This is a genomic window from Janthinobacterium sp. 35, assembly GCF_002754575.1.
In the GTDB taxonomy this organism is placed as follows: Bacteria; Pseudomonadota; Gammaproteobacteria; order Burkholderiales; family Burkholderiaceae_D; genus Janthinobacterium; species Janthinobacterium tructae.
The window spans coordinates 2314001-2333962 of record NZ_PEFN01000001.1 but is presented as its reverse complement, the minus strand read 5'-3'; the positions used below and the strand labels follow the sequence as shown (position 1 = coordinate 2333962).

23 protein-coding genes are annotated in these 19962 nt (G+C 64.1%); 18 read left to right on the top strand and 5 right to left on the bottom strand.

Annotated features, from left to right (window positions below; all coding sequences use genetic code 11):
• Positions 1 to 5: 5 nt before the first annotated feature.
• On the top strand, positions 6 to 698 hold the full coding sequence (locus CLU93_RS10465; protein ID WP_099761008.1) for a DUF2461 domain-containing protein: 693 nt from the start codon (positions 6 to 8) through the stop codon (positions 696 to 698).
• A gap of 15 nt (positions 699 to 713) precedes the next feature.
• On the top strand, positions 714 to 1058 hold the full coding sequence (locus tag CLU93_RS10460) for a cupin domain-containing protein (RefSeq protein WP_257224926.1): 345 nt from the start codon (positions 714 to 716) through the stop codon (positions 1056 to 1058).
• 19 nt (positions 1059 to 1077) lie between these two features.
• Here CLU93_RS10460 and CLU93_RS10455 read toward each other — a convergent pair whose 3' ends face one another.
• The 5 genes from CLU93_RS10455 to CLU93_RS10435 all read right to left on the bottom strand — a co-directional run bounded on the left by CLU93_RS10455 (position 1078) and on the right by CLU93_RS10435 (position 4140).
• Positions 1078 to 2118, bottom strand: coding sequence for an NAD(P)H-dependent glycerol-3-phosphate dehydrogenase (locus CLU93_RS10455; RefSeq protein WP_099761007.1), 1041 nt, complete (start codon positions 2116 to 2118; stop codon positions 1078 to 1080).
• Positions 2119 to 2154: 36 nt separating this feature from the next.
• The gene (locus CLU93_RS10450) at positions 2155 to 2616 is read right to left on the bottom strand and encodes an SH3 domain-containing protein (protein WP_099761006.1); all 462 of its coding nucleotides are present in this window, start codon (positions 2614 to 2616) and stop codon (positions 2155 to 2157) included.
• 181 nt (positions 2617 to 2797) lie between these two features.
• Positions 2798 to 3271 (bottom strand): protein-export chaperone SecB, encoded by a 474-nt coding sequence (secB, locus tag CLU93_RS10445; protein ID WP_034783580.1) that lies wholly within the window; start codon positions 3269 to 3271, stop codon positions 2798 to 2800.
• Between the two features lie 160 nt (positions 3272 to 3431).
• Positions 3432 to 3698, bottom strand: a complete 267-nt coding sequence (gene grxC, locus CLU93_RS10440; RefSeq protein WP_099761005.1) for a glutaredoxin 3 — start codon at positions 3696 to 3698, stop codon at positions 3432 to 3434.
• Between the two features lie 25 nt (positions 3699 to 3723).
• Positions 3724 to 4140: a rhodanese-like domain-containing protein gene (locus CLU93_RS10435; RefSeq protein WP_071079850.1), complete on the bottom strand. Its 417-nt coding sequence runs from the start codon at positions 4138 to 4140 to the stop codon at positions 3724 to 3726.
• 106 nt (positions 4141 to 4246) lie between these two features.
• Here CLU93_RS10435 and gpmA point away from each other — a divergent pair, with 106 nt between their 5' ends.
• The 16 genes from gpmA (at position 4247) to CLU93_RS10355 (ending at position 19907) form a co-directional block, all read left to right on the top strand.
• Positions 4247 to 4993, top strand: coding sequence for a 2,3-diphosphoglycerate-dependent phosphoglycerate mutase (gene gpmA, locus CLU93_RS10430; protein ID WP_099761004.1), 747 nt, complete (start codon positions 4247 to 4249; stop codon positions 4991 to 4993).
• Between the two features lie 76 nt (positions 4994 to 5069).
• Complete coding sequence (locus tag CLU93_RS10425) at positions 5070 to 6527, top strand: murein hydrolase activator EnvC family protein (protein ID WP_099761003.1); 1458 nt, start codon at positions 5070 to 5072, stop codon at positions 6525 to 6527.
• A 33-nt stretch (positions 6528 to 6560) separates the two neighbouring features.
• Positions 6561 to 8054, top strand: coding sequence for a S41 family peptidase (locus CLU93_RS10420; RefSeq protein ID WP_099761002.1), 1494 nt, complete (start codon positions 6561 to 6563; stop codon positions 8052 to 8054).
• Positions 8055 to 8062: 8 nt separating this feature from the next.
• On the top strand, positions 8063 to 8824 hold the full coding sequence (locus tag CLU93_RS10415) for a HesA/MoeB/ThiF family protein (RefSeq protein ID WP_099761001.1): 762 nt from the start codon (positions 8063 to 8065) through the stop codon (positions 8822 to 8824).
• 93 nt (positions 8825 to 8917) lie between these two features.
• Positions 8918 to 9370 carry a type II secretion system major pseudopilin GspG gene (gene gspG / locus CLU93_RS10410; protein WP_099761000.1) on the top strand — a complete coding sequence of 151 codons (453 nt, stop codon included), beginning with the start codon at positions 8918 to 8920 and terminating at the stop codon, positions 9368 to 9370.
• A gap of 12 nt (positions 9371 to 9382) precedes the next feature.
• Positions 9383 to 9862 carry a type II secretion system minor pseudopilin GspH gene (gspH, locus tag CLU93_RS10405; RefSeq protein WP_096233276.1) on the top strand — a complete coding sequence of 160 codons (480 nt, stop codon included), beginning with the start codon at positions 9383 to 9385 and terminating at the stop codon, positions 9860 to 9862.
• The gene (gene gspI, locus CLU93_RS10400; protein ID WP_099760999.1) at positions 9859 to 10254 is read left to right on the top strand and encodes a type II secretion system minor pseudopilin GspI; all 396 of its coding nucleotides are present in this window, start codon (positions 9859 to 9861) and stop codon (positions 10252 to 10254) included. Before gspH ends, gspI begins: the two co-directional genes overlap by 4 nt.
• Positions 10254 to 10889 (top strand): PulJ/GspJ family protein, encoded by a 636-nt coding sequence (locus CLU93_RS10395; RefSeq protein WP_099760998.1) that lies wholly within the window; start codon positions 10254 to 10256, stop codon positions 10887 to 10889. The genes gspI and CLU93_RS10395 overlap by 1 nt, the downstream gene beginning before the upstream one ends.
• Positions 10886 to 11860, top strand: a complete 975-nt coding sequence (gspK, locus tag CLU93_RS10390) for a type II secretion system minor pseudopilin GspK (protein ID WP_099760997.1) — start codon at positions 10886 to 10888, stop codon at positions 11858 to 11860. Before CLU93_RS10395 ends, gspK begins: the two co-directional genes overlap by 4 nt.
• A 19-nt stretch (positions 11861 to 11879) precedes the next feature.
• On the top strand, positions 11880 to 13109 hold the full coding sequence (gene gspL / locus CLU93_RS10385; RefSeq protein WP_257224925.1) for a type II secretion system protein GspL: 1230 nt from the start codon (positions 11880 to 11882) through the stop codon (positions 13107 to 13109).
• The gene (gspM, locus tag CLU93_RS10380; protein ID WP_099760995.1) at positions 13106 to 13654 is read left to right on the top strand and encodes a type II secretion system protein GspM; all 549 of its coding nucleotides are present in this window, start codon (positions 13106 to 13108) and stop codon (positions 13652 to 13654) included. Before gspL ends, gspM begins: the two co-directional genes overlap by 4 nt.
• Entirely contained in the window at positions 13651 to 14427 is a 777-nt protein-coding gene (locus CLU93_RS10375; protein WP_099760994.1) for a type II secretion system protein N, read from the top strand. Before gspM ends, CLU93_RS10375 begins: the two co-directional genes overlap by 4 nt.
• Positions 14424 to 16667: a type II secretion system secretin GspD gene (gene gspD, locus CLU93_RS10370; RefSeq protein ID WP_099760993.1), complete on the top strand. Its 2244-nt coding sequence runs from the start codon at positions 14424 to 14426 to the stop codon at positions 16665 to 16667. Before CLU93_RS10375 ends, gspD begins: the two co-directional genes overlap by 4 nt.
• A gap of 10 nt (positions 16668 to 16677) precedes the next feature.
• Positions 16678 to 18105, top strand: a complete 1428-nt coding sequence (gene gspE, locus CLU93_RS10365) for a type II secretion system ATPase GspE (protein ID WP_099760992.1) — start codon at positions 16678 to 16680, stop codon at positions 18103 to 18105.
• 10 nt (positions 18106 to 18115) lie between these two features.
• A complete protein-coding gene (gspF, locus tag CLU93_RS10360) occupies positions 18116 to 19336 on the top strand; it encodes a type II secretion system inner membrane protein GspF (protein WP_099760991.1) in 1221 nt (406 codons plus the stop codon).
• Positions 19337 to 19352: 16 nt separating this feature from the next.
• Complete coding sequence (locus CLU93_RS10355) at positions 19353 to 19907, top strand: type II secretion system protein N (protein ID WP_099760990.1); 555 nt, start codon at positions 19353 to 19355, stop codon at positions 19905 to 19907.
• The last annotated feature ends 55 nt before the right edge of the window (positions 19908 to 19962 follow it).

The following is a 19962-nucleotide window of genomic DNA, read 5'->3' as shown; positions in this document are numbered from 1 at the left end:
GACACATGCATGTGCGTGATTTGACCCAATTTTTACGTGAACTGAGCGACAACAACAACCGTCCCTGGTTTGTCATGAACAAGCCCCGCTACGACATCCTGCGCGAGGAATTCCTGGCGCTGGTGACGTCACTCATTGCTGAACTCGGCAAGTTCGACCCGGCCGTGAAATACTGCAATCCGAAGAAGGCCTTGTTCCGCATCAACCGCGACGTGCGTTTCGCGCACGATAAAAGCCCGTATAAAACGCGTTTTTCGGCCGCCATCGCGCCGAACGACATGCGCCGCCCCAGCAAGGCGGGCGGCCCCACGTATTATCTGCAGATCGATGGCCAGGGCAATTTGCTGTTCGGTGCCGGCGAATACATGCCGCCGCCAGGCCGCCTGAAGGCGCTGCGCGAACATATGCTCAACGACGCGCCAGGTTTTTCCAAAGTGCTGAAAAATAAGCGCTTGAAGGCCCGTTTCGGCACCATCCAGAACGAGGGCAAGTTGCAGCGCCCGCCCAAGGGGTTTGACGCGGATGCCGAACATATCGAATTCATCAAGCTGAAAAGCTTTTTTGTCTGGACCGAAATACCGCTGCCCGTCAACGAACCGGAAAAACTGCTGCCGACCCTGGCGCAAGGCTTGCAGGATGCGTGGCCGCTGGTCGAGTGGATGCGCGGCGCGAAAGAGCCGGAGGAAGTCCCCGAGTAATTGCTGAAGGAGCACATGATGGCACTGGAGCACGCAAGTTCAGGACAGGTGATCGAGGTGCTGCGCAGGGATAGCGACGACCTGTCGCAGTTTTCCGCCATTGCGCTGGCCAAGACGGACGAACTGGAATTGATCCGCATGTGCATGCCCAAGGGCAAGACCATGCCCGAGCATCATGTGCTCGGTGAAATCACCTTGCTGTGCCTGCAAGGGCAGGTGGCGGTGACCGCGCATGGCGGAGAGCAGGTGCTGGGGCCGGGGCAAATGCTGTATCTGCACGGCGGCCAGGCGCATGCTTTGGCCGCGCGCGAAGACAGTCTGGTGCTGCTGACGATCTTGATGGCCAAGGCTGGGCGCTAGGCCCGGCCCTGTCATTTTTTCAGGTAGTTTCGTCGCGCGGATCGCGCGACAGCAGTTGTTGCACCATGACGTGCGGCAAATCGCCATCGAACAGCACGCCGGCCACCGCGTTGGTGATCGGCATGTCGACGCCCATGCGGCGCGCCAGTTCGCGCACGGCCTTGGCGCACGGCACGCCTTCGGCCACATGACCGAGTTCGGCCACGATGGTGGCCAGCGCCTTGCCTTGTGCCAGACCCAGGCCGACCCTGCGGTTGCGCGACAGGTCGCCCGTGCAGGTCAAAATCAAGTCGCCCATGCCCGTCAGCCCCATGAACGTTTCCGTCTGGCCACCGAGGGCCGTGCCCAGGCGCGTGATTTCCGCCAGGCCACGCGTGATCAGCGCGGCGCGCGCATTCAGGCCCAGGCCCAGGCCGTCGGCCACGCCGGTGGCAATGGCCAGCACATTCTTGACGGCGCCGCCCACTTCCACGCCCACCAGGTCTTCGCTCGCATACACGCGGATGGTGCCGCCATGCAAGGCCGAGACGACGGCGCCACGCAAGGCGGCGCTGTGCGAGGCGATGGTCAGCGCGCACGGCAGGCCGCGCGCCACTTCCTGCGCGAACGAGGGGCCGGACAGGGCGCCGCCGGGGATCTTGTCGCCCAGCACTTCCTGCACGATCTGGTGCGGCAGCAAGCCCGTGCCGCCTTCAAAGCCTTTACACAGCCACACCAGGTTGCCGATGGCTCTGTCTTTCAGTTGATGCAGCATCGGCCGCAGGCCCGCCACGGGGCAGGCGGCGATCAAGAGGCCGTGTTCGCCGCTGGCATGCGCGACGGCGGCGTCGAAATCGGCGCTGATGCGCAGTTGCGGCGGTAAAGGAAAACCGGGCAGATAACTGTTTTCGCCGCTGGCGGCCATGGCGGCCATGGCCGCGCCGTTGCGGCCCCACAGCAGCACGTCGTGGCGGCCGGCCAGGGCCATGGCCACGGCCGTGCCCCAGGCGCCGGCGCCCAGGATGGTGATCTTGCGGACGGCGGGAATACTATCGGGAGTGACTTCAGGAGAAACTTGCATGCAACCTCAACGGGGCAGGGGGGACGGGCGCGGTGCTTACAAGCCCCACACTTCGCTGGTCTTGACGTAGCCGCTCTGGCCATCCTTGTGGCGCACTTTAATCCAGCCGGAACTCGGTTGCTCGCTCATTTCCAGCAGCACGCCCTTGTCGACGAGGATGATGGCGGAGGCGGTGTCATCGGGGCTGGCGCGAACCTTGAGGTTCGCAGCGCGCGCCACGACGTTGCGCTTGGCCGACAGGCCCTTGGCTTCGGTCCAGGCCATTTCGCCGCTGGCGTCGCGTACCTTGACCCATTCGCCGTAGCTGAGCACGACTTCCAGCGGCATGCCGCGTGGCGCCACGTACAGCTTGCCGCCCTTGGCGGATGGCGCGTCGTACAGGATCACGGGATTTGCTCCCACCGTTTTGAAATCGACGGCGTGGCTGGCGGCGGTGGCCAGCAGCAGCACGGCGCCGGCCATCCAGCGGAACTTGCTCAAGAGCGCACTTTTCAACATGATATTTTTGAACCTTAACGAAACACGGCGGCCAGGCCGCCGTTTCTTACCTGCAGTATAGAACACACACAAAACCGTCGCGAGCGGCAGTGCATTGTGGCCGAGAAGCGCAGCTGTGCCAGGGCACAGCGAGCATCACAGGCCGCAAGGCGCGCCGCGCAGCAGGTTTGGTGAGATGTTCTTAGTGCGTTTCGCTGGCTGCTGGAGCTGCTGCAGCGGCGTCAGCAATAGCTTGCAGACGTTGTTGGTAGAACACTTCGAAGTTGATCTCGGCCAGGTGCACTGGCGGGAAGCCGGCACGGGTGATCACGTCGGCGATGTTGGCGCGCAGGTAAGGGTAGATGATGTTCGGGCAGCCGATTCCCAGCAGCGGATCGAGTTGATCGGCAGGAATGTTGCGTGCTTCGAAGATACCAGCTTGCTTGCCTTCAACCAGGAAAGCGACTTTTTCGCCCACTTTGGCGGTCACGGTGATGGTCACGGTGGCTTCAAAGATGCCGTCGGCCAGAGGCGCCGCGCCCACGTCCAGAGCCACTTCGATCGCTGGTGCTTCTTGTTCCAGGAAAATAGCTGGGGAATTTGGTTGTTCCAGCGACATGTCTTTCAGGTAGACGCGTTGGATTTGGAAGACTGGTTGCAGATTTTCGTCGGACATGGAACGCTTTCGTTGTAAAGGACAAGAACGGCACACCGTTCAAATATGGTACTTGCGGTATTCAAACCGTGCCGGATAGGCACGGCCAGATCAGGTGCGAGGGCAATTGTATCAAAACAATACGACAAAAAACCAAGCAATTTCTCGAACCCGCTTTATATCAGGCTGCCGTGCCATTTAACAAGGGGTCCAGCTTGCCGGCTTGATCGAGCGCATACAAATCGTCGAATCCGCCCACGTGGGTTTCGCCCACATAGATCTGCGGCACCGTGCGGCGGCCCGTGCGTTCCATCATCTTGATGCGCTCTTCCGGGTCGAGGTCGACGCGGATCTTTTGCACGGTCACGCCCTTGGCTTCCAACAGGCGCTCGGCGCGCACGCAATACGGGCACACGGCGGTGCTGTAAACAATTACTGGTATGGTCATGATGCTTCCTTCAGTTAAGGCCGGCTTACTTCGCCAGCGACAAGGTTTTCAATGGTAAACCCTGCTTTTTCCACTCGTCGATGCCGCCTTCCAGGCTCGTTGCCTCGGCGAAACCGGCTTTGCCCAGCAGGCCGACGGCCGTTGCCGAACGCGAACCTTTCTGGCAAACCACTACAATGGGGCGTGTTTTGAATTTTTCCAGCTCGCCCAGACGTTTTGCCAGTTCCGGCAGCGGCATATTTTTTGCGTCAGGCAAGTGGCCCGTGGCGAACTCTTCCGCGCTGCGCACGTCGACAATGATGGTCTTGCCGCGGTTGATCAGTTGCGTGACTTCCAGCACGGTCGCGCGTTTGCCGCGCATCGACAGCAGTGGCCAGAGGAGGGCGCCGCCGGAAATAATGACGATGGCAAACAGAAAAATGTGGTCGATAATGAATTTCACGTAGGGTCCAATGGTTTAAGTCAATCCGCGCATTATAAAATAGAAGCTGGACGAGGTCTTTTTACGTTTTGCTTTTTTGATTTGAACCCCTTGAGAAGATAGAACTATGTACAAAATCGTTTTCATGCGTCACGGCGAGTCCACCTGGAATCTCGATAACCGCTTCACCGGCTGGACCGACGTCGATCTGACGGAAAAGGGCGTCAACGAAGCCAGGGCCGCCGGCCAGATCCTCAAGCAGGAAGGTTTTACGTTCGACGTGGCCTACACTTCCGTCCTGAAGCGCGCCATCCGGACCCTGTGGCTGGCGCTCGACGAGATGGACATGATGTATTTGCCCATCAAGAACGACTGGCGCTTGAACGAGCGTCACTACGGCGCCCTGCAAGGCCTGGACAAGGGCGAGACAGCCGCCAAGTATGGCGACGAGCAAGTACTGGTGTGGCGCCGCAGCTACGACACGCCGCCGCCGCCGCTGGAAGCGAACGATGACCGCGCCTCGTTCAACGATCCGCGCTACGCCGGCTTGCCGCAAGCGTCGATTCCGCTGACCGAATGCCTGAAAGACACCGTGGCGCGCGTGATGCCGTCCTGGGACGAGGAAATCGCCCCGGCCATTCGCGCCGGCAAGAAAATCATCATCTCGGCCCACGGCAACAGCCTGCGCGCGCTGATCAAGATGCTCGATGGCATCAGCGACAGCGATATCGTCGGCCTGAACATCCCGAACGGCCAGCCGCTCGTGTATGAACTGGACGCCGACCTGAAACCGATCCGTCATTACTACCTGGGCGACCCGGCAGCGATTGCGGCAGCGCAAGCGGCCGTGGCGAACCAAGGGAAGGCCAAGTAACTTGTTGTCTTTCTTCCGCGGCACAGCAATCGCCCCCTCTGCTGAACGACCCCTGCCGGCGTGGCGCGCCGGCGCCATGCTGTGCGCAGCGCTGCTGTTCTGCAGCGCTGCCGCACAGGGTGCCAAGCCCACCGAACGCAGCAAGCAGAAAGCGGCCGCGGAAGCACAACGTGCTGGATTGCAACAAAAGCTGACGGCGCTCAAGCGCGACATCAGCCGCACGGAAAGCGCCAAGGATGACGCGGCCGATACCTTGGCCGAGTCGGAAGAGGCCATTTCCAACGCCAACCGCGCCTTGCGCGACCTGGCGCAGGAGCAAAGCGCGACGGGCGTGAAACTCAATGCGCTGGGGCAAGAGCACCAGCAACTGACGGCCACCGTCGAAAAACAAAAAGCGCAGCTGTCAAAGTTGCTGCGTAAACAATATGTCGCCGGCAACGAAGACCGCATCAAGCTGCTCTTGTCGGGCGACAATCCGAACCGCATCAACCGCGACTTGCAATTGATGGCCTATGTGTCGCAGGCGCAGGCGCGCCTGCTCGACGCCTTGCGCGCCAACTTGCTGGCGGTGGAGAAAAACCAGGCGGACGTGCAGAACGCCAAGGATGAACTGGAAGAAATCGCGCAGGAAGAGCGCGACCAGAAGGCCCTGCTGGTGCAAGAGAAGGCGCGCCGCGCCGCCTTGCTGACGAGCTTGTCGCAGCGCCTGGTGGCGCAACGCAAGGAAGTGGGCAATGTCGAGCGCGACGAACAGCGCATGGGCAGCCTGGTCGACAAGCTGGCGAAACTGATCGAAGAGCAGGCCGCCGCCGCCGCGGCTGAAAAGAAACGCCAGCAATTGCTGGCCGAGCAGCGTGCCGCCGCGAAAGCGGCCGCCGACGCCAGGATCGCGGCGGAAAAACGCGAACGCTTGCTGGCCGCGCGCGCCAAGGCCGCCCAGGCGCAGGCCGAACGCGAACGCCTGGCGAAAGAACAACAAAACAAATCGGGCAAGATCAAGCCGCAAACGCCGCCGGCGCCGCCCGTGAAACTGGAACCGATCGACGACGACGAGCCGCCGCAGGTGGCCAAGGTGACACCGAAGCCGGAACCCAAGCCGGAGCCGGAACGCCCAAGCCTGGGTCCGGCCGCGCCGGCCGGCGCCTTTGCCAGCCTGAAAGGGCAGCTGCGCGCCCCCGTGGCGGGCAAGATCGCCGCCCGCTTCGGCAGCAAGCGTGGTGACGGCCCCAGCTGGAAGGGCGTGTTCATCCGCACGGGTGAAGGCAGCGAGGTCCACGCCATCGCCGGCGGCCGGGTCGTGTTTTCCGACTGGCTGCGCGGTTTCGGCAATTTGATCATCGTCGACCATGGCGGCCAGTACATGAGTATTTATGGCAATAACCAATCCTTGCTGAAACGCGTGGGCGATGCCGTCAAGGGCGGCGACGCCATTGCCAGCGCGGGCAACAGCGGCGGCAACGAGGAATCAGGGCTATACTTTGAATTGCGTCATCAGGGCCGCGCCTTCGATCCAGCCACCTGGGTGAAGTTTTAAGTTCCCCAGCGAATTTGTAGAGGCGAAGAATACATGGGTATCAAAGTCAAAAGTATCGGCCTGATCGGTCTGGGCGTGCTGGCCGGCATCGGCATGTCGCTGCAGTTCCCGGCCGTGGCGCAGAAAATCACGAATGCCCCGCTGCCGCTCGACGAGCTGCGCCAGCTGTCCGACGTCTTCGGCCTGATCAAGTCCGATTATGTCGAGAAGGTGGAAGACAAGAAACTCCTGACGGAAGCCATTTCCGGCATGGTCTCGTCGCTGGACCCGCATTCCGTCTACCTCGATAAAAATGCCTTCAAGGAAATGCGCGAAAGCGTGCAAGGCAAGTTTGTCGGCATCGGCATCGAGGTGAGCATGGAAGACGGCTACGTGAAAGTCGTCTCGCCCATCGAGGACAGCCCGGCCGCCAAAGCCGGCATCCTGGCCGGCGACCTGATCACCCGCCTCGACAATATCCCGCTGAAGGGCTTGCAGCTGGAGGAGGTCATCAAGAAGATGCGCGGCCAGCCCGGCACCAAGCTGGTGCTGACCATGTCGCGCAAGGGCGAAAGCCGCCCGCTGGTGTTCCCCATCGTGCGCGAGGAAATCCGTGTGCAAAGCGTGAAGGCCAAGATGGTCGCGCCTGGCTATGCCTGGCTGCGCATCGCCCAGTTTCAGGAACCGACCGTCGATGACATGGTCAAAAAGATCAACGCGCTGTATGCGCAAGACCCCAAGCTCAAGGGCCTGGTGCTGGACTTGCGTAACGATCCCGGTGGCGTCGTGCCGGGCGCTATCGGCGTGGCGACAGCATTTCTTCCGGGTAATTCCGTGATCGTTTCCACCAAGGGCCAGTTGCCGGAGTCGAAGCAAGTGTTTTATGGCCGCCGCGAATTCTATGCGCCGCCGGGCGCCAAGGCCGACCCGCTGGCCAAGCTGCCGGCCGCGCTGAAAACCGTGCCGCTGGTGGTGCTGGTCAATGCCGGTTCCGCTTCCGCCTCGGAAATCGTCGCCGGCGCCTTGCAGGATTACCAGCGCGCCACCGTCATCGGCACGCAAACGTTCGGCAAGGGTTCCGTACAAACCTTGCGCCAGATCACGGCCGATACGGCCGTCAAGCTGACGACGGCCCGCTACTACACGCCAAAAGGCCGCGCCATCCAGGCGCGCGGCATCGTGCCCGACTTGCTGGTCGATGAAACGGCTGAAGGCGATGGCTGGAACAGCCTGCGCGTGCGCGAGGCGGACCTGGAAAAACACTTGAGCAGCAACGACGGCAAGCCGGAAGCGGCCAAGCCGACGATGGAAGGCATGCAAGATCAATTGGAAGAAGAGCAGCGCCTGATCGCCACGGCGAAAAAGCGCAAGCCGCTCGAATACGGCGCCAAGGACGATTTCCAGCTGCAACAAGCCTTGAATCACTTCCAGGGCTTGCCGGTGCAGCTGGCCAAGGTGGACCCGAAGGCGGAGAAGATCGGCGCCAAGCCGGAAATTGCTTCCGACATCAAGGCCGATGACAAGAAGATTCCTGTGCAAAAACCGTAGTCGCCGCCATGAACGACGCCCAACTGCTGCGCTATTCGCGCCATATCCTGCTTGATCAGATCGGCATCGAAGGCCAGCAAGCCTTGCTCGATGCGCATGTGCTGGTGATTGGCGCGGGCGGGCTCGGCTCGCCGGCCGCCATGTATCTGGCCGCCAGCGGCGTCGGCAAGCTGACCCTGGTCGATGACGATACGGTCGACCTGACCAATCTGCAGCGCCAGATCGCCCACACCACGGCCCGCGTGGGCCAGCCGAAAGTGCTGTCGGCGCGCGAAACCTTGACCGGCATCAATCCCGAGATAGCCATCGTCGCCTTGCAAGAGCGCCTCGACGGCGCGCGCCTGGCTGAACTGGTCTTGTCCGCCACGGTGGTGCTCGACTGCACCGACAACTTCGCCACGCGCCACGCCGTCAACCGCGCCTGCGTGGCGGCCCGGGTGCCGCTGGTGTCGGGCGCCGTGATCCGTTTCGATGGGCAAGTGAGCGTGTTCGACCCGCGCACGGGCACGCAACCCTGTTATTCCTGCCTGTTTCCGCAAGAACAGCAGTTCACGGACGAGGCGTGCTCGAGCATGGGCGTGTTCGCACCGCTGGTGGGTGTGGTGGGCGCCATGCAGGCGGCCGAGGCGCTGAAACTCATCATGGGCGTGGGGGAATCGCTGGCCGGACGGCTGCTGCTGCTCGACGGTTTGCACATGGAATGGAGCAGCATGCGGGTCGCGCGCGACCCCGGCTGCGCCGTTTGCGGTGGAGTGGTCTTGCCGCTCTGAATAGCCCCGCACAAATTTTTCCCCATATGACAGGCTTTGTCATATTTCCGCTTTATACTCTGCACTCATTACTCACCTTCTTCTCTCTTTCTTATGCAAAACGCAGCAAACCATCCGATACGCCAGCGCCGCGCGCGCGGCTTCACTTTGATCGAAATCATGGTAGTGGTGGTGATCATGGGCATCCTCGCTTCGCTGGTGGTGCCCAAGCTGATCGCTCGCACGGGCGAGTCGAAAGTGGCGGCGGCGAAAGTCGACATCGCCACCGTGATGCAAGCCTTGAAACTGTACCGACTGGACAACCAGCGCTACCCGACTACCGAACAGGGCCTGCGTGCCCTGGTCGAGAAGCCGACCACGGGACCGGCCGCGAATGGCTGGAAGGCCGGCGGCTACCTGGAAAAGATGCCGAAAGATCCGTGGGGCAACCCATACCAGTTCCTGTCACCGGGCGTGAAAGGCGAAGTTGACCTGATTTCGCTGGGTGCCGACGGCCAGCCTGGCGGTAGCGGCGACGATGCCGATATCGGCTCCTGGGAACTGTAAGTTTTTCATTGCATGCCTGCCATGACCACCGGTCTGCGCCAGCGCGGCTTCACGCTGATCGAATTGCTGGTGGTGATGGTCATCATCGGGGTGACCCTGGGCCTGGTGTCGCTGAACGCCATGCCGAATGGCCAGCAAGCGCTGCAAAAAGAAGCCGAGCGCATCGCCCTGCTGCTGCAGCTGGCACGCGATGAAGCCATCGTGCGCAGCCGGCAAGTGGCGTTCGAGGCGGACGAAAATCAATACCGTTTCCTGGTCCTCAATGAAAAGCTGTGGCAACCCGTGACGCAGGATGACTTGCTGCGCGAGCGCGCGTTTGCCAACACGCCCATGCTGCTCAGCGTGCAGCCGTCGAACAGCGTGGCTCAGCCGCTGCGCATCATCTTCGGCCGCGAACCGGTCGACAAGCCTTTCGTGCTGACCCTGGCCAGCGGCGAGCGCAGCGTGGCCATCCGCGCCGATGGCATCGGCCACTTCACGGTCGAGCAATGATGGGCCTCTCCCGACCACGCCGCCAGTGCGGCTCGCAGTTCGGCTTCACTTTGCTGGAAGTCCTGGTGGCCCTGGTCATCGTCGGCACGGCCCTGGGTGCCTCGCTGCGCGCCGTCGGCAGCCTGACGCAGAACAGCGACGGCTTGCGCAGCTCCATGATGGCCACCTGGTCGGCGGAAAACCATTTGGTGCGGCTGCGCCTGGCAAAAACTTTTCCGCAGACGGGCAAGCGCACGGTCGACTGCCCGCAGGGCGATTTAAAACTGATCTGCGAAGAGGAAGTGGTGGCCACGCCGAATCCCCGCATCCGCCAAGTGCGCGTGAACGTGTACGACGTGCAATACCCGGCCCGGCGCATCGTGCGCCTGGTCTTGCTGGCGTTCAACGACTGATGGCGCGCCGCAATTACTCCGCCGCGGGTTTCACCTTGATCGAGCTGCTCGTGGCGATTGGCATCCTGGCCATGGTCGCCGTGCTGGGCTGGCGCGGCCTGGACAGCATCATGCGTTCGCGTGAAGTGCTGACCAGCCAGCTGGAGCAGGCGCGCGGCATGCAGCTGGCGTTTGCCCAGATGCAAAGCGATTGTGACCATCTGGCTGGTGCCGGCCAGAGCAATACCCTGCTGAATGGCCGCCTGAACTTGTCGGCGGAAAATGACCGCCTGACCCTGGTGCGCCTGGCCGCATCGGAACAGGAGCCGCAACAGTTGCAAGTGGTCACTTACCGTCTGCGTGGCGGCGTGCTGACGCGGCGCGAGTCGAACGGCACGCGCGACCTGGCCGTGCTCGACACGCTGTGGCAGGCGGCGCGCGACGATACCGATACCTCCAACGCGGACGTGGCCCTGATGCATGGCGTCGACAGCATGGTCATGCGCGGTCAAATGCGCCAAAATACGCCCAATCCTGAGTGGATCACCATGTTTGCCGGTACAAAAACAGAGGATTTTGTCGGCCTGGAAGTGACCTTGCAAATGCCGGGCCAGGATGCGGGCCTGTCCAAAGTCTTTTTGTTGGGGCCGGGATGAAGCACTTTTCGCTCCCCGCGCGCCAGCGCGGCGTGGCCGTCATCACGGCCCTGCTGCTGACGGCGCTGGCCATTACCGTCGTCGCCAGCCTGTTCTGGCAGCAGCAGGTGCAGGTGCGCTCGATGGAAAACCAGCGTCTGCGCCTGCAGACGCAGTGGGCCATGCGCGGCATGGTCGACTTCGCCCGCTTCTGGTTGCGCCAGGATAATCCCTCGCAGACGGCGCTGGACGGCGTGTGGGCCACGCCCATCGAGGAAGCGCGGCTCGACGATTACGTCGACCGCGAAAAGGTCGACACGGAAAAATTTGACGCCACCGTCTCGGGCCGCGCGCTCGATGCGCAGGCGCGTTTCAATATCACCAACCTGGCCGCCGCCACGGGCATTGTCAGCCAGTCCTACGTGCAGGCCTACCAGCGGCTGCTGGCCAACTTGCAGCTCGATAGTTCCCTGGCGCAGGCGACGGCCGATGCCGTGCTGCGCGCGCGGCCGAAACCGCGCGCCATGGACAGCGGCAGCGATGGCAAGACGCCCGCCGCCACGCCCCCATCGGGCGGCAGCAGCGAGCCGATGGCCTTCACGCAGGTCGAGGACTTGCTGGCCGTGCCCGGCTATACGCCGCAAATCATCGAAAAGCTGCGCGACTTCATCATCGTGTTGCCGGAAATAACGTCCGTGAATGTGAATACGGCGCCGGCCGAGGTGCTGGCGGCCGTGACGATGATGTCGCTGTCTGAAGCCAGCGCGCTGACCTTGAGCAATCCGCGCAAAAAGTTTGTCGATTTGGCAAACTTCAAGAATAATATCAATGGCAGTGTGATTGAGGGCGTCGAGCTCGATGTGAAGAGCCGCTACTTCCTCACCGTCATCCGCGTGCGGCTGGACCGTGCCGCCCTCGATGCCGTGGCGCTCGTCAATCGCAAAACGGATCCGCAGCGCACCACCAGCCTGGTCTGGTTGCGGGAAAATTAACCCCTGAAAGCGAGTCACTTTGACAATATTGTATATCCGTCACCCGGCCAGGGCGTCCATCGATAGCGCGCCGGCCTGCTCCTTCGTGCTGGCCGGCGACGGCGGCGCCCTGTTGCAGCAGGGCAGCGCGCCGCTGGGCAGCCTGGGGCAGCTGATCGCCGGCGCGAAGCAGGTGGTCTTGCTGCTGGCGGCGGCCGACGTGACTCTGCTGCGCCTGAAAACCCCGCCGCTGGCCGGCGCCCGCCTGCGCGCGGCCTTGCCTGGCCTGGTGGAAGAACATATCCTCGGTGACACGCAGGATTGCCTGCTGGCCGCCGGTGTGCCCGATGCTGCCGGCATGCGCACGGTCGCCGTGGCGCAGCGCGCCTGGGCCGGGGTACTGGTGAAGGCTTTACTGGCGCAGGGCGCGCGCAAGGTGGTGCTGCTGCCGTCGCAGCTATGCCTGCCCTTGCAGCCAGGCAGCGTGACGGCCTCCTTGCAGGCGGCCGGCGACGGCCTGGAACTGGCCTTGCGCCAGGCCCCGCAAGAAGGGCTGGGCCTGGTCTTGCCGGCTCACCCTCAGCAGGCGCTGCTGACGACGCGCGCGTTTGCCGGCGACGTACCGCTGACGGTCTACGTGGTGCAGGCCGAGCTGGCGCAATATCAACAGCTCGCTGCCGGCATGCAGGGCGTGACGCTGGAACCCGATCATTGGGCGCACTGGATCGCCGGCGCCAAAAATGCGGGACTGGACCTGGCGCCCGCGCTGGGCACGGCCACGGGATCGGCCACCGAATGGCGCCGCTGGCGCTGGCCGCTGCGCCTGGCGCTGCTGGCCGTGATCGTCAACCTGGCCGGCATGAATATCGAATGGATGCGGCTGAAGCGCGAGGCCGCCACCGTGCGCACCTCGATGCAGCAAACCTTCAAGGCCGCGTATCCGAATGAAGCGCCCGTGTATGGACTGGAAGCGGAGCAGATGCGGCGCAATATCGCCGCCGCCCGCCTGCAGGGCGGGCAAGCGAGCATGGACGATTTTACGAGCATGAGCGCGGCGCTGGGCGAGGCGCTGGGCGGCTTGGCCGGGCGCGGCGTGGTGGCGTCACTGGAATATCGCGAGCGCAGCCTGATCGTCACGCTGAAACCGGATATGGTCGACGCCAGCGCGCAGGCGCAGGTGCGCGATGGCCTGGCCGCGCGCAAGCTGGCCTTGAATGAAACGGCGCCGGGCGTGTGGAAGATCACGCCGGCCACGGGAGCAAAAGCATGAGTGCAGCAGTAAATCAGGCGCGCGCCGCGTTGACGCGGCAGCAGCAGGCGCTGCAAGCCTTTTGGGCGGAACGCACGCAGCAGGAGCGCAAGCTGCTGGCCATCGGCGGCGTGGTGGCGGGACTGGCCCTCGTCTACGCGGTGTTTTTCGAGCCGGCCTGGACGGGCCGCATCGCCTTGCAAAAGAGCTTGCCCGAGCTGCGCCAGAACGCGGCCCAGCTGCAGGCGCTGGCGCGTGAAGCGGGCGACCTGGCGCGCCAGGCGCCCGTGCAGGTCGCTCCCATGAGCCGTGACAGCATAGACGCGTCGCTGAAGGCGCGCGGCCTGACGCCGCAATCGCTGTCGCTGACGGGAGAGTACGCGCGCGTGCAATTGAACGGCGTGCCGTTTGCCAGCGTCATGCTGTGGCTGGACGGCTTGCGCCGCGAAGGCCGCGTGGCGGTGCAGGAAGCGAAGATCACGGCGCAGACGGTGCAGGATAAGGCGGTGGCGGGCCTGGTCGATGCCAGCTTGACCCTGCACCAGAGCCCGGGCGCGGCACGATGAGGCGCTTGCTTGGCTGGCTGCTGGCCATCATCGTCAGCGTCTGCGTCACCCTGCTGGTATTTTTCCCGGCCGGCTGGGTCGCCGGCATCGTGGAAAAGCAGACGGGCGGACGTTTGACCTTGGGCGACGCGCAAGGTACCCTGTGGCGCGGCTCGGCCTTTATCGGCGGGGCGGCCAGCGCGAATGGCGCCGTGACGCCGCTGCTGCCGGGGCGCTTCAGCTGGCGCATTTCGCCCTCGGTGCTGTGGGGATCGGCGGACGTGGAATTGCAGAATCCGCAGGCGCTGTCGCAGCCGGTGAACCTGCGCGGTTCGTGGTCGCACTGGCAGGTCAGCCCGGCGGCCCTGCTGCTGCCGGCCGATGGCCTCGGCGGCCTCGGTGCACCATTAAATACCGTGGCGCCGACGGGCAGCATGCGCCTGTCGTGGAGCACCCTGCAGCTGGCCCTGGAGCAGCGGCAGTTTTCCGCCGTCGGCCGCACCACCTTGCAGATGACGGACATGGCCTCGCGCCTGTCGTCCTTGCGTCCGCTGGGCAGCTACGAGCTCGATTTCGATTGGCAGGGGCAGCAGGCGACGTTGACCCTGCGCTCCATCAAGGGACCGCTGCTGCTTGACGGCAGCGGCAGCCTGCAACAGGGGCGCATGCAGTTTTCCGGCCAGGCCCAGGCCGCAGCAGGATATGAAGAGACCTTGGCGAGTTTGTTGAATTTGCTGGGACAGCGCCGTAGCAATAGCGAAAAAAACATCATCGCCTTAGAGTTCAGACAATGAAAAAACCATCCGTGAGCCCCCATACTTTCTCCTTTTCGCTGCGCCGCCTGTCGGCCGCCGCTTTGCTGTGCTGTTCCGTGGCCGGCATGCCGGCACCCGCCTGGGCCGCACCCGGTGATGAAGCGGCGCTCAATTTCGTCGGTGCCGACATCGAGTCGGTGATCAAGGCCGTGGGCCATTACACCAACATCAATTTCGTCATCGACCCGCGCGTCAAGGGCACGATCACGCTGGTGTCGGAAAAATCGATCAGCAAAACTCAGGCCTTCGGGCTGCTGGCCTCCGCGCTGCGCCTGCAGGGCTATGCGGTGGTCTCCGGCGACGGCTACGCGAAAGTGGTGCCGGAAGCGGACGCCAAGCTGCAATCCGTGCCGACCCAGGTGGGCAACGGCGCCAGCCAGGTGAAGGGCGACCAGATCGCCACCCAGGTGTTTTACCTGAACTACGAATCGTCGGCCAACCTGCTGGCCGTGCTGCGCCCGCTGATTTCGCCGAACAACACGATCAACGCCAACCCGGGCAACAACTCGCTGGTGATCACCGATTACGCGGATAACCTCAAGCGCCTGGCGAAGATCATCGCCGCGCTCGACGTGCCCGCCTCGACGGACCTGGACGTGATCCCCGTGCGCTATGCCATCGCGTCGGACCTGGCCTCGATGGTGAATAAACTGATGGAAGGCGGGAATGCGGGGGCCGCCGCAGGGGCCGACGCTGGCAAGGTCTCCGTGCTGGCCGACCCGCGCACCAATTCGCTGGTGCTGCGCGCGCCGTCGGCGGCGCGCGCCAACCTGGCCAAGTCGCTGATCTCGAAGCTGGACCAGCCCACCACGCAGCTGGGCAATGTGCACGTGGTGTACCTCAAAAATGCGGACGCCACCAAGCTGGCGCAGACCCTGCGCTCGGTGGTGACGTCGGACGGCACGGCCGCCACGGCGCAGCAGGGCGTCGGCAACCAGAACACGAACAACCAGATCGGCCAGAACAACAGCGGCATGAACAGCACTGGCCTGGGCGGCAATACGCAAAGCGGCAGCACGGGCGGCGCTTCGCTGAACAACGCGCCGCAGCAACTGTCGTCGGGCGGCGCGGCCGGTTTCATCCAGGCCGATGCGTCGACGAATACGCTGATTTTGACGTGCAACGAAGCCGTCTACCGCAACCTGCGCGCTGTGATCGACCAGCTCGACGTGCGCCGCGCCCAGGTCTACATCGAGGCGCTGATCGTCGAAGTGACGTCGGCCAAGGCGTCCGAATTCGGCGTGCAGTGGCTGGGGCTGTCGGGCGACAGCACCAGCAACTACCGCGTGGGCGCCTTGCAGTCGTTCGCCGGCGGCACCACCAACAACATCGCTGCCATCGCCACGGGCGGTGGCAAGGTCTTGCCGACGGGCGGCCTGACCCTGGGCATCTTCAAGCAGATCAACGGCGCGCTGGGCCTGGGCGCCGTGGCGCATGCGCTGGAATCGGACGGCAATGCGAATATCCTGTCGACGCCGAACCTGATCACCCTGGACAATGAACTGGCGACCATCAAGGTGGGCCAGAACGTGCCTATCCTGACGGGCCAGTACACCAGTACGGCCGGCACCAATACCAATCCGTTCCAGACCATCGACCGCAAGGAAGTGGGCCTGACCCTGAAGGTGCGCCCGCAGATTTCCGAGGGCGGCACCATCAAGCTGGGTATCTATCACGAGACGTCGAGCGTGGACAAATCCACCGCGTCGGCCGTCAGCGGCATCACCATCAACAACCGCGTGATCGAAAACAATGTGCTGGCCGACGATGGCCAGATCATCGTGCTGGGCGGCCTGATCGAGGACACCACGGGCGACAACGCGGAAAAAGTGCGCGGCCTGGGCGACATTCCCCTGATCGGCAACCTGTTCAAGTACCAGACACGCGAGCGCAAGAAAACCAACCTGATGATCTTCCTGCGCCCGGTCATCGTGCGCAACAAGGAGCAGAGCGGCAGCCTGGCGGCCGACCGCTACGACTACATGCGCTCGGCCGAGACGGCCGCCGTGCCGGCCACGGGCAACCTGATGCTGAAAGACCTGGGTACGCCTGTGCTGCCAGCCCTGCAGGATGGCCAGCCGGTGGGCGGCAACATGGTGACGCGTCCCGTGCCGCCGGCGCCAACGCCGCCGCCAGGCGCGCCAGCCAATGCGGCCACGCCGCCGCAGCCGCTGCTGCAGCAATACCAGCAGCAGCAATTGCCGCAGCAGCAGAAGTGATGGGACAGCCATGAGCAATCTGCTTCCCTACGCCTACGCGCGCGATTTCGGCCTGCTGGCCCGGCCCGGCGCGGTCGATGGCGCCCCGGTCGACGTGCTGGTGGCCGCATCGACGGCGCCGGCGGCCATCGCCGAAGTGTCGCGCCGTTTCGGCCAGATTCAACTGACGGTGCTGCCGCGCGGCGAACTCGATGCGGCCATTGCCGGCGCCTACGCGGGCGGTGGCGGCGACGCCTCGCAGATGGCCGATGAATTCGACGCCGACCTGGATCTCACCAAGCTGCTGCAGGACGTGCCGGCCATCGAGGACTTGCTCGAATCGTCCGACGACGCGCCCGTCATCCGCATGATCAACGCGCTGCTCACGCAGGCGCTGCGCGAAGGCGCGTCCGACATCCACATCGAGCCGTTCGAGCAGACCTCCGTCGTGCGCTTTCGCATCGATGGCAGCCTGCGCGACGTGGTGCGCCCGCGCAAAGCCATCCACGGTTCGCTCATTTCGCGCATCAAGATCATGGCGCAGCTCGACATCGCCGAAAAGCGCTTGCCGCAGGACGGCCGCATCACCCTGCGCGTGGGCGGCAAGCCCGTCGACGTGCGCGTCTCGACCTTGCCCACCGGGCATGGCGAACGGGCCGTGTTGCGCTTGCTGGACAAGGAAGCGGGCCGCCTCGACCTGCAGCACCTGGGCATGAGCGCGCCGATGTTGAAACAGTTCGATGGCCTGATCACGCAGCCGCACGGCATCGTGCTCGTCACCGGTCCGACCGGCTCGGGCAAGACGACGACCCTGTACGCGGCGCTGTCGATGCTCAACGCCACCACCACGAACATCCTGACGGTGGAAGATCCGATCGAGTACGACCTGGCCGGCGTGGGCCAGACGCAGGTCAATCCGCGCATCGACATGACCTTTGCCAAGGCGCTGCGGGCGATTTTGCGGCAAGACCCTGATGTCATCATGATCGGCGAGATCCGCGACCTGGAGACGGCGCAGATCGCCGTGCAGGCATCCTTGACGGGCCATCTGGTGCTGGCGACCCTGCACACGAACGACGCCTCGGCGGCCGTCACGCGCTTGCTGGACATGGGCATCGAGCCATTCCTGCTGTCGTCCTCCTTGCTTGGTGTGCTGGCGCAGCGGCTGGTGCGCAAGCTGTGCGGCTCCTGCAAGACCTTCGATGGCCAAAGCGGATATTGGCAGGCGGTCGGCTGCGAGCAGTGCGGCCAGACCGGCTACCAGGGCCGCGTGGGCGTGTACGAGCTGCTGCGCACGACGGAGCAGATCCGCGCGCAGATCCACAACCGCGCCTCGGAAGCGGAAGTGCGCGCCGTCGCCCTGCAGGACGGCATGACGAGCATGCGCGACGACGGCGAACGCTGGCTGCGCGACGGCACCACCACGCAGGCCGAGTTGCTGCGCGTGACCAAAGACTAGGCCCGCCACCATGCCCGCATTCCGTTATGAAGCCGTCGACGCCCAGGGCGCCACCCGCAAGGGCGTGCTCAATGCCGACAGTCCCCGCTCCGCGCGCGCCGAGCTGCGCGTGCAAGGCCTGGTGCCGCTGGCCGTCGAACCGATTGCCGCGCAGGTCGACGCGGCCGGCGTCACCAAGCGGCGCGGCTTCGGCGAGCGCCTGTCGAGCACCGAGCTGGCCCTGTTTACGCGCCAGCTGGCCAGTTTGCTCGAAGCGGGCCTGCCGCTGGAGCAGGCGTTTTCCGCGCTGCTGGAACAGGCCGAGCGGCCGTATCTGCGCGACCTGATTGCCTCGATCCGTTCCGAAGTGATCGGCGGCGCCGCGTTTTCCGACGTGCTGGCGCGCCATCCGCGCGATTTCGCGGAAATCTACCGGGCGCTGGTAGCCTCGGGCGAGCAGATCGGCCATCTGTCGCGCGTGCTCTCGCGCCTGGCCGACTACATCGAGCGGCGCAATGCGCTGGTGCAGAAGGTCAAGCTGGCCTTTACGTATCCGGCCATCGTCACGGTGGTGGCGTTTTCCATCGTGATCTTCCTGCTCACCTACGTGGTGCCGCAGATCGTTTCCGTGTTTGCCAATACCAAGCAGAAGCTGCCGCTGCTGACGGTGATCATGCTGGCGCTGTCGGACTTCGTGCGCAACTATGGCATCGTGGTGGGCATCGTCCTGATTGGCGCCTGGTTCGCCTGGCGCCGCGCGCTGCAGCAGCCGGCCTTGAAACGGCGCTGGCATACCTGGCTGCTGACGGCGCCCTTGTACGGCAAGTTCGAGCGCAGCCTGAATACGGCGCGTTTCGCCAGTACCCTGGCCATCACCACGGGCTCCGGCGTGCCGATCCTGCGCGCGCTCGACACCAGCCGCGATACCTTGACCAATGTGGCGATGCAGGAACTGGTGGAAGAAGCCAGCGGCGCCGTGCGCGAGGGCGTCAGCCTGGCGCGCGCGCTGTCGGCGCAAAAGCATTTTCCGCCCATGCTGATCCACATGATACGCGCGGGCGAAATCACGGGCGAGCTGCCGGCCATGCTGGAACGTGCCGCCAGTGCGCAGGAGCAGGACCTGGAACGCCGCACGCTGACCATCGCGGGCTTGCTGGAACCGGCCCTGATCCTGGCCATGGGCGTGGTGGTGCTGCTGATCGTGCTGGCCGTGCTGATGCCGATTATCGAAATCAATCAGCTCGTCAGATAAGAAACTCAAGGAAGCCATGAAGCGTTTGCCTCAATTTACAAGTTTGCTCGCCGTCGTGGCGCTGTCCGTGTCGCTGGCCTACTGGGCCATGCAGCTGTTCAAGGCGCCGCAGCGCCCCATCAATCCACCCGCCGTACCGGTGGTGCAGGATGCCAGCGTGGAGGCGGGCGCTGCGTTGTTTGGCGGCCAGGTCAGCGTAGCCACGGCCAGCAACTACCAGCTCAAGGGCGTGGTCGCGGCCGGCAATGGCCGTGGCAGCGTGGCCATCATCGCCACCGACGGCAAGCCGTCCGTGGCCTTGCCGGAAGGCGCCGAGGTGGCGCCCGGCGTGACGGTGCTGGAAGTGCATGCGCGCCATGTGCTGCTGCGCGATGGCGGCGTGAGCAAGCGCATCGACCTGGTGGCCGACGACAAGGCGCTGGCCTTGCCGGGGCCAGTGTCTGCCAGCCCGGCACCGGCGTCGGCAACGAATCTGGTGCCGCCGCCGCTGCCGATGGAGCAGCAGCGTCCGGCGACCATGATGCCGGCGCCGCCGCAGGTGAGCAGCACCGGCGCGCCGCCGTCAAATTGAGCTGATTTTCGGGATCACCCCATTACCACCATGCTGATGGCGCCGTGCCGTCATC

What these genes read in the sequence shown, in the direction of transcription:
- gspD (WP_099760993.1), top strand. Translation starts at nt 14,424, where the DNA reads ATGAAAAAACCATCCGTGAGCCCCCATACTTTCTCCTTTTCGCTGCGC.
- gspH (WP_096233276.1), top strand. Translation starts at nt 9,383, where the DNA reads ATGCCTGCCATGACCACCGGTCTGCGCCAGCGCGGCTTCACGCTGATC.
- gspM (WP_099760995.1), top strand. Translation starts at nt 13,106, where the DNA reads ATGAGTGCAGCAGTAAATCAGGCGCGCGCCGCGTTGACGCGGCAGCAG.
- CLU93_RS10420 (WP_099761002.1), top strand. Translation starts at nt 6,561, where the DNA reads ATGGGTATCAAAGTCAAAAGTATCGGCCTGATCGGTCTGGGCGTGCTG.
- CLU93_RS10450 (WP_099761006.1), bottom strand. Translation starts at nt 2,616, where the DNA reads ATGTTGAAAAGTGCGCTCTTGAGCAAGTTCCGCTGGATGGCCGGCGCC.
- gspK (WP_099760997.1), top strand. Translation starts at nt 10,886, where the DNA reads ATGAAGCACTTTTCGCTCCCCGCGCGCCAGCGCGGCGTGGCCGTCATC.
- CLU93_RS10460 (WP_257224926.1), top strand. Translation starts at nt 714, where the DNA reads ATGATGGCACTGGAGCACGCAAGTTCAGGACAGGTGATCGAGGTGCTG.
- secB (WP_034783580.1), bottom strand. Translation starts at nt 3,271, where the DNA reads ATGTCCGACGAAAATCTGCAACCAGTCTTCCAAATCCAACGCGTCTAC.
- CLU93_RS10455 (WP_099761007.1), bottom strand. Translation starts at nt 2,118, where the DNA reads ATGCAAGTTTCTCCTGAAGTCACTCCCGATAGTATTCCCGCCGTCCGC.
- gspE (WP_099760992.1), top strand. Translation starts at nt 16,678, where the DNA reads ATGAGCAATCTGCTTCCCTACGCCTACGCGCGCGATTTCGGCCTGCTG.
- CLU93_RS10375 (WP_099760994.1), top strand. Translation starts at nt 13,651, where the DNA reads ATGAGGCGCTTGCTTGGCTGGCTGCTGGCCATCATCGTCAGCGTCTGC.
- CLU93_RS10415 (WP_099761001.1), top strand. Translation starts at nt 8,063, where the DNA reads ATGAACGACGCCCAACTGCTGCGCTATTCGCGCCATATCCTGCTTGAT.
- grxC (WP_099761005.1), bottom strand. Translation starts at nt 3,698, where the DNA reads ATGACCATACCAGTAATTGTTTACAGCACCGCCGTGTGCCCGTATTGC.
- gpmA (WP_099761004.1), top strand. Translation starts at nt 4,247, where the DNA reads ATGTACAAAATCGTTTTCATGCGTCACGGCGAGTCCACCTGGAATCTC.
- gspG (WP_099761000.1), top strand. Translation starts at nt 8,918, where the DNA reads ATGCAAAACGCAGCAAACCATCCGATACGCCAGCGCCGCGCGCGCGGC.
- CLU93_RS10395 (WP_099760998.1), top strand. Translation starts at nt 10,254, where the DNA reads ATGGCGCGCCGCAATTACTCCGCCGCGGGTTTCACCTTGATCGAGCTG.
- CLU93_RS10425 (WP_099761003.1), top strand. Translation starts at nt 5,070, where the DNA reads ATGCTGTGCGCAGCGCTGCTGTTCTGCAGCGCTGCCGCACAGGGTGCC.
- gspF (WP_099760991.1), top strand. Translation starts at nt 18,116, where the DNA reads ATGCCCGCATTCCGTTATGAAGCCGTCGACGCCCAGGGCGCCACCCGC.
- gspI (WP_099760999.1), top strand. Translation starts at nt 9,859, where the DNA reads ATGATGGGCCTCTCCCGACCACGCCGCCAGTGCGGCTCGCAGTTCGGC.
- CLU93_RS10355 (WP_099760990.1), top strand. Translation starts at nt 19,353, where the DNA reads ATGAAGCGTTTGCCTCAATTTACAAGTTTGCTCGCCGTCGTGGCGCTG.
- CLU93_RS10465 (WP_099761008.1), top strand. Translation starts at nt 6, where the DNA reads ATGCATGTGCGTGATTTGACCCAATTTTTACGTGAACTGAGCGACAAC.